This window comes from Aeromonas sp. ANP5 (assembly GCF_963870295.1).
Taxonomy (GTDB): Bacteria; Pseudomonadota; Gammaproteobacteria; order Enterobacterales; family Aeromonadaceae; genus Aeromonas; species Aeromonas veronii.
In genome coordinates, this window is sequence record NZ_CAWMRY010000018.1 from 36,551 (window position 1) to 48,435 (window position 11,885).

Annotated in this window: 11 protein-coding genes; 5 read left to right on the forward strand and 6 right to left on the reverse strand. The window is 60.9% G+C overall.

The window, feature by feature from the left end; genetic code table 11:
• Positions 1-51: 51 nt before the first annotated feature.
• From htpX to bioB, 5 genes are all read right to left on the reverse strand, one after another.
• Complete coding sequence (gene htpX, locus AACT07_RS11765) at positions 52-924, reverse strand: protease HtpX (RefSeq protein ID WP_069527876.1); 873 nt, start codon at positions 922-924, stop codon at positions 52-54.
• A 113-nt stretch (positions 925-1,037) separates the two neighbouring features.
• Positions 1,038-1,715, reverse strand: a complete 678-nt coding sequence (gene bioD, locus AACT07_RS11770) for a dethiobiotin synthase (protein WP_005337893.1) — start codon at positions 1,713-1,715, stop codon at positions 1,038-1,040.
• Between the two features lie 60 nt (positions 1,716-1,775).
• Positions 1,776-2,591, reverse strand: a complete 816-nt coding sequence (bioC, locus tag AACT07_RS11775; protein ID WP_069527878.1) for a malonyl-ACP O-methyltransferase BioC — start codon at positions 2,589-2,591, stop codon at positions 1,776-1,778.
• Positions 2,584-3,780 carry an 8-amino-7-oxononanoate synthase gene (bioF, locus tag AACT07_RS11780; RefSeq protein ID WP_069527880.1) on the reverse strand — a complete coding sequence of 399 codons (1,197 nt, stop codon included), beginning with the start codon at positions 3,778-3,780 and terminating at the stop codon, positions 2,584-2,586. The genes bioC and bioF overlap by 8 nt, the downstream gene beginning before the upstream one ends.
• The gene (gene bioB / locus AACT07_RS11785; RefSeq protein ID WP_069527881.1) at positions 3,777-4,865 is read right to left on the reverse strand and encodes a biotin synthase BioB; all 1,089 of its coding nucleotides are present in this window, start codon (positions 4,863-4,865) and stop codon (positions 3,777-3,779) included. Before bioB ends, bioF begins: the two co-directional genes overlap by 4 nt.
• 193 nt (positions 4,866-5,058) lie before the next feature.
• Here bioB and bioA point away from each other — a divergent pair, with 193 nt between their 5' ends.
• Positions 5,059-6,333, forward strand: a complete 1,275-nt coding sequence (gene bioA / locus AACT07_RS11790; RefSeq protein ID WP_069527883.1) for an adenosylmethionine--8-amino-7-oxononanoate transaminase — start codon at positions 5,059-5,061, stop codon at positions 6,331-6,333.
• Between the two features lie 176 nt (positions 6,334-6,509).
• Complete coding sequence (locus tag AACT07_RS11795; RefSeq protein WP_069527884.1) at positions 6,510-7,322, forward strand: HAMP domain-containing protein; 813 nt, start codon at positions 6,510-6,512, stop codon at positions 7,320-7,322.
• 9 nt (positions 7,323-7,331) lie between these two features.
• On the opposite strand, the gene AACT07_RS11800 is transcribed toward AACT07_RS11795, so the two are convergent.
• Positions 7,332-7,676: a hypothetical protein gene (locus tag AACT07_RS11800; protein WP_005359354.1), complete on the reverse strand. Its 345-nt coding sequence runs from the start codon at positions 7,674-7,676 to the stop codon at positions 7,332-7,334.
• Between the two features lie 200 nt (positions 7,677-7,876).
• Here AACT07_RS11800 and asnS point away from each other — a divergent pair, with 200 nt between their 5' ends.
• From asnS to AACT07_RS11815, 3 genes are all read left to right on the forward strand, one after another.
• Positions 7,877-9,277 carry an asparagine--tRNA ligase gene (gene asnS / locus AACT07_RS11805; protein WP_005337914.1) on the forward strand — a complete coding sequence of 467 codons (1,401 nt, stop codon included), beginning with the start codon at positions 7,877-7,879 and terminating at the stop codon, positions 9,275-9,277.
• A gap of 110 nt (positions 9,278-9,387) precedes the next feature.
• The gene (locus tag AACT07_RS11810; RefSeq protein ID WP_069527886.1) at positions 9,388-10,143 is read left to right on the forward strand and encodes a substrate-binding periplasmic protein; all 756 of its coding nucleotides are present in this window, start codon (positions 9,388-9,390) and stop codon (positions 10,141-10,143) included.
• A 374-nt stretch (positions 10,144-10,517) separates the two neighbouring features.
• Positions 10,518-11,861, forward strand: coding sequence for an anaerobic C4-dicarboxylate transporter (locus tag AACT07_RS11815; protein ID WP_005337916.1), 1,344 nt, complete (start codon positions 10,518-10,520; stop codon positions 11,859-11,861).
• Positions 11,862-11,885 lie beyond the last annotated feature (24 nt).

Sequence of the window (11,885 nt, forward strand, 5' to 3'; positions counted from 1 at the left end):
CGAAGGCAGCCGTTTTATTATTCGGGGTTATCCCCTGTCATCCAGCATCTATCAACCACGCAGGGCGGCGATGCGCTGCTCGATGGGCGGGTGGCTCATGAACAGCTCGCTCATGGAGCGCTTGCCGTTGATGCCAAAGGCCATCATGGAGCCTTCCAGCTGCGGCTCGGCACCGCGGGAGAGGCGCTCAAGGGCGGCAATCATCTTGTCGCGACCAGCCAGCTTGGCGGCACCGGCATCGGCACGGAACTCACGCTGACGGCTGAACCACATGACGATGATGGAGGCCAGAATGCCGAACAGCATCTCCAGCACGAACACGGTGATCATGTAGGCAAAACCGCCGGTACTGCTGCTCTCTTCCTCGTTGTTGGAGCTGAAGAAGTTGCTGATCACGCCAGCCACGATACGGGCGAAGAACATCACGAAGGTGTTCACTACACCCTGGATCAGGGTCAGGGTCACCATGTCGCCGTTGGCCACGTGGCTCACCTCGTGGGCCAGTACCGCTTCCGCCTCGTCACGGCTCATGCTGTAGAGCAGGCCGGAGGAGACCGCCACCAGCGAATCATCGCGGCGGGCACCGGTCGCAAAGGCGTTCATCTCGGGGGAGTCGTAGATCCCCACTTCCGGCATCTTGATACCCGCTTCGCGGGCCTGACGGGCCACAGTGCTCACCAGCCAGTGCTCGGTCTCGTTACGGGGTTGCTCGATGACCTGGACGCCATAGCTGCGCTTGGCCATCCACTTGGACATCAGCAAGGAGATAAAGGAACCCCCAAAACCGAACACGGCACAGAACATCAACAGCCCGGAAATGCTGGACTTGTTGATCCCCAGAACCGAGAACAGGATATTGAGTACCACCCCCAGCACCAGCATGACGGCCAGGTTGGTCACCAGGAATAGCATAATTCGCTTCATATAGGCTCCTTGTGAAGATAAGGGACATGACCGGGGATCACTCGGGATCCCCACCTGATCATGTTAATGTCGACATTCTAGGGAGATTCGATGAATGTTCGCTGAATATGCCGTCAAAGTAGCGGCGAGATATCGAGGCGCCCCTGCAAATCGGCTTCAAGCGGATTGTTTATAAACGGAATTTCGCCGAGGAAGGGAGCTGGTAGCAAGCCCCTCAGGGTGTCCAAATTTTCCTGATAATGGCTCATGGAACCATGGAGCCGATTAATTACCCACCCCGCCACCGGCAGCTGATCATTGCGAATGGCGGCAAAGGTGAGCAGCGCATGATTGAGGCAACCCAGCTTGGCCCCCACTACCATGATCACCGCCATGTTCTCCTGCTTGACCCAGTCCGACAGCAGATGCTTGCGATCGAGCGGCAGATACCAGCCCCCTGCCCCTTCCACTACCGCCAGTTCGGCCCCTGCCTGCTCAATCTTGCGCAGCCCCTCGCTCAACCCCTGCATGGTGATAGGCTGGCGCGCCTCGCTGGCGGCTATGTGGGGCGCAATCGGCGGCTCATAGGCGAACGGATTGACCACCTCATAGGGCAGCGGCAGACTCGCCGCCTCCTGCAACAGAACGGCATCCAGGTTGCGCAGCCCGTCCGGGGTGCGGGCACATCCGGCCGAGACCGGCTTGTAACCCGCGCACTTGATTCCCTGTGCGCTGAATTCGCGCAGCAGGGTGCGCGCCACCAGCGTCTTGCCCACATCGGTATCGGTGCCGGTGATAAAGAATGATTTCATACGGTTCTCTCCTTGGCAGGGAGTGGCACACTGCCCTGCACACACTGCGATTCCCGGCGCTCAGCGAGGCTTGCTGAGACGGCCGAGGCACACCCGATAACTGGCGACCAGCCTGCCATCGGGCTGGCGAAACGCCTCATACGCCTGAGCCAGCTGCTGCAATCTGGCGCGACCGCTCAGACCGGCCGGGGCGGCACTCCCCTGATTGTCATTGATCTGATTGGCCCCAATCCCCTTGAGATCGCGCAACAACTGCGGCAATTCAAGATAGGCGAGATCCCAGGTGATACAACGCAGCTCGGGAGCAGATACCCCAGCGCTAGCCAGCGCCTGCTCCAATTGTGGCAGGCTGAGGAAGCGATTGACATGGGCGCGACCATCAAGCTGCTGCCAGGCGGCTCGCAACTGCCAGAGCGACTCATCGAGCAGGGTCGAGAAAAAGATCTGGCCGCCCGGTTTGACCACCCGCAGCAGCTCGCCGAAAGCCTGGGCCGGACGCTCGCACCACTGCAGCGCCAGACTGGAGAAAATCCAGTCGAACGCGTTATCGGCGAAAGGAAGCTGCTCCGCATCGCCGCAGAGCAGGCGAGCACCGCTGTCACGCAAGGCGGCCTGCGCCAGCATGCCGGGGGCGAGATCCAACCCCACCAGCTGGTGACAACAGTTCGCCAGTTGGGGCAAGAAAAAGCCGGTACCGCAGCCCAGATCCAGCCCGCTCACCGTCAGATCAGTGCCAACCAGCCTGTCTGGCATCCATTCCAGCAGCGCCTGACCCACCTCCTGTTGAAAGCGGGCATGGGCATCGTAATGACGAGCGGCGGCGCCGAAACGGCGAGCAAGCTGCGCCTTGTCGACCGTTTGAAAACGCTCAGTCATGGTGAGCCTCCCCAAGCGTTGTAACTGCAGGGCAGACCCCCAAGGCATCGAGCAAGCGATCCACATCCTGCTCGCGGTGAGCCGCGCTCAGGGTAATGCGCAGCCGGGCCGTACCGACTGGCACAGTGGGCGGGCGGATGGCGCTCACCCAGACGCCGCGCTCCCGCAGCCGTTCGGACAGTTGCAGGGCAACACTGCTTTCCCCCACCAGCAGCGGCTGGATCGGGGTCTCGCTTGCACCCAGCGTCCAGCCGAGCGCATCGGCCCCCTGCCGAAAGCGGGCGACCAGCTGACCAAGATGAGCACGAGCATCATCGGCGGCACGCACCAGCTCGATACTCTTGCTGACCGCGCAAGCCTGGGCTGCGGGCATATGGGTGCTGTAGACATAGTGGCGGGCGAAGTTGACCAGATACTCCACCAGCTCGCGGCTGCCGCCGACAAAGGCACCGGCAACCCCGAGCGCCTTGCCAAAAGTGCCCATCTGGATGTGTACGCTGGCAGGAGGAACCCCTTGCGCCGCCAGAGTGCCGCGCCCCTCGGGCCCCTGCACGCCGAGGCCGTGGGCATCGTCGATCATCAGCCAGTTGCCGCTCCGGGCTGCCAATGCCGCGAGTTCACCCCAGGGGGCCTGATCCCCATCCATGCTGAACACCCCCTCCGAGACGATGAGCCCGCGATTTGGCTCAAGCTGCCGTTCAAGAGCCGCCATATCGTTGTGGGCAAAACGCTTCATCTTGCAAGGGAGCTGGCTGCCCATCTCCTGCAAAGAGGCGTGGTTGAGTTTGTCCTGCCACAGCAGATGTTCCTTGCCGAGCAGCGCTTTGAGCACCGCCTGATTGGCAGAAAAGCCGCAGTTGAACAGCAGCACCGCCTCCACCCCGAGCCACTCGGCCAGGGTCTCCTCAAGCTGTTGGTGGGCACGGCTGTAACCAGTCACCAGCGGCGAGGCGCCGGAGCCCGCGCCATAGCGTTCAATCCCCGCGTTGAAGGCGGCCTTGATGGCACCGTGATCTGCCAGCCCCAGATAGTCGTTGGCGGAAAAATTGAGGTATTCGCGCCCTGCAACCCTGAGCCGCCCGCCACTCGCCCCGTCGGTCGCGATGCGGTTGCGCAGCAGACCCGCCTGCTCGCGCTCGGCCAGCGCCGTGCCCAACCCAAAGGGGCCCGTTACTGCAGGGCCAGTCATGACCGCGCAGCCCCGGCACGGGGGCGGGTGGCGTCATAAAACATCTCGGTGGGCTCGCTCTGGCGGCTCACCTCGGCCAGCAGCTCCTCTTCTTGAACCTGATCCGGCTTCTGGGCCCGCTGGGCGGGACGAATGCCGAGTCGCTTGAACAGCTGCATATCGCTGTTTTCGTCCGGGTTGGGGGTGGTCAGCAACTTGCAGCCATAGAAAATGGAGTTGGCCCCGGCCATAAAACACATGGCCTGCATCTGCTCATTCATCTTCTCCCGCCCGGCTGAGAGGCGCACATGGGAGGCGGGCATCATGATCCGTGCCACGGCGATGGTGCGGATAAATTCGAACGGATCGAGGTTCTCCTGATCCTCCAGCGGCGTTCCCTTCACCTTGACCAGCATGTTGATGGGCACACTCTCCGGGTGCCGCGGCAGGTTGGCGAGCGCCATCAAGAGGCCCGCCCGATCTTTCGCCTGCTCGCCCATGCCGACGATACCACCGGAGCACACCTTCATGCCGGCGCTGCGTACATGCTCCAGGGTATCGAGCCGATCCTGATAGGTGCGGGTGGAGATGATCTCGCCGTAAAACTCCGGCGAGGTGTCGAGGTTGTGGTTGTAGTAATCGAGCCCCGCAGCGCCAAGACGGGCCGCCTGATCGGCGGTGAGCATCCCTAGCGTCATGCAGGTCTCCATCCCCAGCCCGCGCACCTCCTCAATCATCCGGATGATGTAGGGCATGTCTTTTTCTTTGGGGTTGCGCCAGGCGGCCCCCATGCAGAAACGGGACGAGCCATTGGCCTTGGCTTCGCGGGCCCGCTCCAGCACCTTCTCCACCTCCATCAGCCGCTCGGCCTCTAGACCGGTGTGGTAACGGGCGCTCTGGGGGCAGTATTTGCAATCTTCCGGGCAGGCGCCGGTCTTGATGGAGAGCAAGGTGCTCACCTGCACTTCATTCGGGTCAAAGTGGGCGCGGTGGACGGTCTGGGCTTGAAACAGCAGATCGTTGAATGGCAGGGCAAACAGGGCCTGAACCTCGGCTAGGGTCCAGTCATGACGAAGGGCGTGACCGCCCGCGGTGAGAGCATTCATACATGGCTTCCGGTTGTTATTAGTGGGATCCTGCGCCCGCCATCTTGGGATGGACGGCCACAGAACCCGCCGCCGGGCCTGCGCGCTCAGGGTGATGCGCAGTGCCAAGTGGCTGAAATTGTTGGCTAGTGTAGAGAGCACGCGTAGACTGTCAACACCGACCAGATCAAACCAATTGACAATAGAACAACAAATGACCAACCAAGAATTCGACCTGCACCACATCTGGCACCCCTATACCTCACTCACTCACCCCCTGCCCTGCTATGAAGTGGCCAGTGCCAAAGGGGTCACCCTCACCCTCAGCGATGGCCGCAAACTGGTGGATGGCATGAGCTCCTGGTGGGCTTGCGTGCACGGCTATCAGGTGCCGGAGTTGGACGCCGCCGCCACCGCCCAGCTCGGCAAGATGTCCCACGTGATGTTTGGCGGCCTCACCCACGCCCCGGCGGTCGAGCTCTGCCGCAAGCTGGTGGAGATCACTCCGAAGGGGCTTGATCGGGTATTTCTGGCCGATTCCGGCTCGGTGGCAGTGGAAGTGGCGCTCAAGATGGCCCAGCAGTACTGGCATGCCAAGGGGACGCCCAGAGCCAAATTTGTCGCCCTGCGCAGCGGCTATCACGGCGACACCTTTGGCGCCATGAGCGTCTGCGATCCCGATGGCGGCATGCATGAGCTCTACAAGGGATTCCTGCCGGAGCACCATTTTGTCGACGCGCCCAGCTGCCGCTTCCACGCCGAGTGGGACGAGCAGTGCGTGGTGGAGCTGGCGACACTCATGGCCGATCATCACGAGGAGATCGCCGCCATCGTGCTTGAGCCCATAGTGCAGGGCGCTGGCGGCATGCGCTTCTATCACCCCCGTTACCTGCAGTGGGTGCGCGCCCTGTGCGACGAATTCGGCGTGCTGCTGATTGCCGACGAGATTGCCACCGGCTTTGGCCGCACCGGCCAGCTGTTTGCTTGCGACTGGGCGGGGATCAGCCCCGACATCATGTGTCTGGGCAAGGCGCTTACCGGCGGCTACCTCACCCTCTCGGCGACCCTGACCACCGAGCATGTCGCCCGCACCATCTGTGACGGCAAGGCGGGCGTCTTTATGCACGGCCCCACCTTTATGGGCAACCCGCTCGCCTGCGCAGTGGCCAACGCCTCCATCGATCTGCTGCTGGCCTCACCGTGGCAGGAGCGGGTGCGCGCCATCGAGCATCAGCTGCGTACCGAGCTGGTAGAGCTGACCCTGCACCCGGCGGTCACGGATGTGCGGGTGCTCGGTGCCATCGGGGTGGTGGAGATGAAAGAGCGGGTGGATGTAGCGCGCATCCAGCGCAAGTTTGTCGAACTGGGCGCCTGGATCCGCCCCTTTGGCAAGCTGGTCTATCTGATGCCCCCCTTCGTCATTACCCCTGAAGAGTTGCGGGTATTGACCGGCGCCATCCGTCAGGCCATCACCGAAGGCGAGTTTTAATGCATGCAGCGGGCGGCCATCGCAGCCGCCCGTTTGACTACCGGCATTTGATATATAAAGAGGGCAACTTTATCCACTTCAGTGCAGTTTCACTTGCCGTAATGTGAGCAAAACACCAGACCTGAGGCCTCAAGAGGGGTAAACTGCTGCGGTTTTACCATCAAGAAAGACTGCTCATGCGCCTCTCCATTGCTGCCAAAATCAACTTTTTCCTGCTCTTCATCTTCTCCATGGTACTGGTCTTCTCCGCAGCCTATCAGGCGGTGCGCGAGCGCGATCTCATCCTGACCCTCATCAAGGAGCAGAGCCGCGAGCAGACCGAAGCCTATTTCGACGGCCTCAACATGCTGATGCTGACCGGCAAGATGGATGCCCGCGATACCCTGCGCGGCAAATTTCTCGACCATGCCCATGTGGAGGATGCCCGCATCGTCCGTGGCGACGCGGTGAGCAAACAGTTCGGGCCGGGACGGGAGACAGAACAGGTAAAAGATGAGTTTGATGAGCTGGCTCTGGCGGGCAAAGGGAGTCTGGAAGTGGTGCACAACGGCATGCACAGCCGTCTGGTGGTGACCCGACCGCTACTGGCCAAGAAGGATTTTCGCGGCACCGACTGCACCAGCTGTCATCTGGTGCCGGAGAACACTGTGTTAGGGGCCGTGCGCTTTGACTACTCCCTCGATTCGCTGTTTACCCGGGTCGAGCAGAATATTCTCACCTCGGCGCTGATCCTCACCGGCATCTTCGGGATGGGACTGCTGCTGACCCTCTGGGTCATCCGCACCTGGATCGTGCGCCCTCTCAACCAGTTGACCCGCTCCATGGAAGAGGTCACCGACCTGCACGACTTCGGCCACCGGCTGGAGGGGGATGACGGCGACGAGATTGGCCGGGTGGCGGTGGCCTACAACCAGATGCTCGACAGCGTGGAGCGACAGCTCGGCAAGCGCACCAAGGCCAGCAAGCAGGAGCCGGATCAGCCCCGCTAAGACGAACGCTTAACCGACGTAGTAGAAGAGCAAGCTGGCGATCAGCACCAATAGCAGGATGGCCAGATTGACATGCCGGGAGTCATCCTGACGGCGGCTGCGCTTGCGCTCCAGCAGCAACACCGCCAGCGTCAGGGCGCAACAGCTCCAGAGCCCGTAGACCAACCAGGGGGTAAGGGCCGGGTCCCAATAATCGCGCACCTCGATCCCGCCATAGACCAGAAAACCGTAGGCAATTTCGGGCCGGGCATAGTGGTAAAGGGAGAGCAGCACGATAAAGCCGCCCCAGCAGAGCATCACCAGCCCCTGCAACACCCGTGTCAGCCAATCTGGCCCATGCCGCCGATCTTTCACCCACCTCTCCTGCGCCCGTGACACTCTTGTTGAGTGAACCATGCCGAAAACCCCACCAGAGTCCGACATTTTTGCTTGTTTATCAAACCCGCGCGGGTAAGATTGACGGCTTAGTCTGCCATGGTGGGCCATCTGTGCCCGGGCCAGACTCCCTAGTGTTGCAAATAGCGCTGCAAGAACAAGCTGGAGACAATATTTCGATGACGCACGCATCCGTAGTAGATGTGCTGGCCGGTAAGTATCCGGTCGGCACCACCCAAACTGTCAAAGGGTGGATCCGGACTCGCCGTGATTCCAAGGCGGGGATCTCATTTTTGGCCATTTCTGATGGCTCCTGTTTCCATCCGGTACAGGCAGTTGTCCCCAATACCCTGGCCAATTACGAGAATGAAGTGCTGCGTCTGACCACTGCCTGCTCCGTGGAAGTGACCGGCGTGGTTGCCGCCTCTCAGGGCAGCGGCCAGGCTTTCGAACTGCAGGCGACCGAGGTGAAGGTAGTCGGCTGGGTCGAAGATCCGGACACCTACCCGATGGCCGCCAAGCGCCACAGCATCGAATACCTGCGTGAACAGGCCCACCTGCGCCCGCGCACCAACATCGTTGGCGCCGTGACCCGCGTTCGTCACTGCCTGGCGCAAGCCATCCACCGCTTCTTCCACGAAGAGGGTTTCCTCTGGGTTGCGACCCCGCTCATCACCGCTTCTGACACCGAAGGTGCCGGCGAGATGTTCCGCGTCTCCACTCTGGACATGGAAAACCTGCCGCGCACCGACGCCGGCAAGGTGGACTACAACGAAGATTTCTTCGGCAAAGAGGCTTTCCTGACCGTATCCGGCCAGCTGAACGCCGAAACCTATGCCTGCGCCCTCTCCAAGGTCTACACCTTCGGCCCGACCTTCCGCGCTGAAAACTCCAACACCAGCCGCCACCTGGCCGAGTTCTGGATGGTTGAGCCGGAAGTGGCCTTCAACGATCTGGAAGATAACGCCGCACTGGCCGAAGCCATGCTGAAGTATGTCTTCAACGCCGTACTGACCGAGCGTCGTGACGATCTGGAGTTCTTCGCCCAGCACGTGGACAAGGATGCCATCGGCCGTCTGGAGCGTTTCGTCTCCTCCGACTTCGCCCAGATCGACTACACCGACGCCATCGAAGTGCTGCAAAACTGCGGCAAGAAGTTCGAGTTCCCGGTCTCCTGGGGTATCGATCTCTCCTCCGAGCACGAGCGCTATCTGGCCGAGGAGCACTTCAAGTCTCCGGTGGTGGTGAAGAACTACCCGAAAGATATCAAGGCCTTCTACATGCGCCTCAACGACGACGGCAAGACCGTTGCCGCGATGGACGTACTGGCACCGGGCATCGGCGAGATCATCGGTGGTTCCCAGCGTGAAGAGCGTCTGGACGTGCTGGATGCCCGTCTGGCCGAGATGGGCCTGAACAAGGAAGATTACTGGTGGTACCGCGACCTGCGTCGCTTCGGTACCGTGCCGCACTCCGGCTTCGGTCTGGGCTTCGAGCGTCTGGTGGTCTACGTGACCGGCATGGGCAACGTCCGCGACGTGATCCCGTTCCCGCGAACTCCACGTACCGCCGAGTTCTGACCAGCGGCATCTTGTCACTGCATTGCAAAAGCCGACCTGCGGGTCGGCTTTTTTATTGTCACCGTTATGGGTGATACTCAGGATCAACCGGCACAAGGAACTCGTCGCCTATGGGATATCGCCTGCTGCTCTCGCTACTGCTGTCCTGCATGCCTGTTCAACTGTGGGCCGAGCCCGTTCGTCTGACCACCCTGGAGTGGCCCCCCTACACCAGCCAGAGCCTGCCCGATGGCGGCCTTACCGGTCATATCGTCAAACGTGCCTTTGCCGAGGCGGGACTGGAGGTGACGTTCGACTTCTATCCGTGGCAGCGGGCGGTGCGGCTGGCAGCCGACCCGACCCAGCCTTATAGCGGCTATTTTCCCGAGTACCTCTCCGACACCCTGCCCACCCTGTGGCGCAGCTCCCCCAGCGTGGGCGACAGCGTACTGGGCATGGCGCAGCGCTCAGGCCCCCCCATCCCCTGGCAGCAGCTCACGGATCTCGCCCCCTACCGGATCGGCGTGGTGGAGGGGTACGTCAACACCCGTGAATTCGATGCCCTGATGGCCAGCAAGCGCCTCAACACTGCCGCCGTCGATGCGGACCTGCTCAACCTGCGCAAATTGCAGCGCGACCGGCTCGATCTGGCGGTGATCGACCGGGATGTCTTTCACTGGCTCATCAACCATGATCGCAAGCTGAGCAGCGCCGGATTGCAATTTCACCCGAAGATCCTCGAACACAAGAGCCTGCACATCATGTTTCGCCCCGATCAGCAGGCGTTGCAGCAACGGGTGGCGAAGGCCATTGCCAGATTGGATATTGCCAAGCTGAGCGAGGATTATCAGCGCCGCTATCTGCAGCAAGCACCTGCGGCCAAGTGAGCCAACCCGCCGAAGTCAGCCCTTGCTGGCAAAAATAGCCTGAGCGCTGGTTTTTTCACCCTCTTCTGCCGCAATCGAGCCCTTTTTATGCCCCTCCCCTGCAGCCCCGTTGCAGCTCCGTGCTGCCACCATGACCACCCGATGGCTTGGCCCCGAGTGATACCACTTGGTGACAAAAATGATGTTTTTGTTAGTACGTGGTTTTTAAGTGGTTTAATCAAAAATTCATCGAGTTATTGAAGTAACTCAATTTTTTCACTTTTTCAGGGGAGCAGAATAGCAACTAACCCTTTTGGGCTAAATAAAACAGACAATGACAATTCATGGTTCAGGCTACCCGCGGCAATATGGGTTGAATCACACGAGGTAACGGAATGATCTTGATGGAATTTTTAGTGGTACTCGGCTGCTTGCTGCTGGGTACCCGCTTTGGGGGCATGGGACTCGGTCTCATCAGTGGTATCGGTCTCTTCCTGCTGACCTTCGTCTTCGGCCTGGTGCCGGGCGAACCTCCTGTTCAGGTAATGCTGACCATTCTGGCTGTGATCGGCTGTGCCGCCACCCTGCAGACTGCCGGTGGCCTCAACCTGATGATGCAAGTGGCCGAGCGTCTGCTGCGCCGTCACCCGCAATACATCACTATCCTGGCGCCGCTCACGACCTGGACCCTCACCTTCCTGTGCGGTACCGGCCACGTGGTCTACACCATGTTCCCCATCATCGCTGACATCGCGCTGCAAAAGAACATCCGCCCCGAGCGCCCGATGGCGGTGGCCTCCGTTGCCTCCCAGATGGCCATCTGCGCCTCCCCGGTCTCCGTTGCCGTGGTCTCCATGGTTTCCATTCTGGCGGCCGGTCACGGTATCGGTCAGGCTTACGGCCTGCTCGACATCCTGATGATCGCCATCCCCTCCTCCCTGACCGGTGTCATCGTGGCAGCCCTGTGGAGCCTGCGTCGCGGCAAGGATCTGGACAAGGACGAAGAGTTCCAGGCCAAGATCAAAGACCCGGAGCAGCGTGCCTTCATCTACGGTGGTGGTGAAACCCTGCTCAACACCAAGTTCCCGAAAGAGGCCTACTGGTCTACCTGGATCTTCTTCGCCGCCATCGCTGCCGTGGTATTGCTCGGTGCCAACGAAGGTCTGCGTCCGGTGTTCACCATCAAGGACAAGACCGGCCCGCTCTCCATGAACCTGGTGATCCAGATGATGATGCTGATCGCCGGTGCCATCATCCTGATGCGTTGCAAGGTCAAGCCGGGCGAGATCGCCAACGGTGCCGTCTTCAAGGCAGGCATGGTCGCCATCTTCTCCGTATTCGGGGTGGCATGGATGAGTGAAACCTTCTTCCAGGCTCACATGCCGCTACTCAAAGAGACTCTGGCCCATGTGGTACAGGCCCAGCCCTGGACCTACGCCCTGGTGCTGTTCCTTATCTCCAAGCTGGTAAACAGCCAGGCCGCCGCCCTCACCGCCATCGCCCCCATGGGTCTGGCGCTGGGTGTCGAACCCAAGCTGCTGATCGCCTTCCTGCCGGCGAGCTACGGCTACTTCGTGCTGCCGACCTACCCGAGCGATCTGGCCTGTATCGGTTTCGACCGCTCCGGCACCACCCGCATCGGCAAGTTCATCATCAACCACAGCTTCATCATTCCGGGGCTGATCGGGGTGGTGACCTCCTGCTCGCTGGGCTTTATCCTCACCAGCATCCTGCTCTAATCGCAGTCGCGTTTACCACGCTAT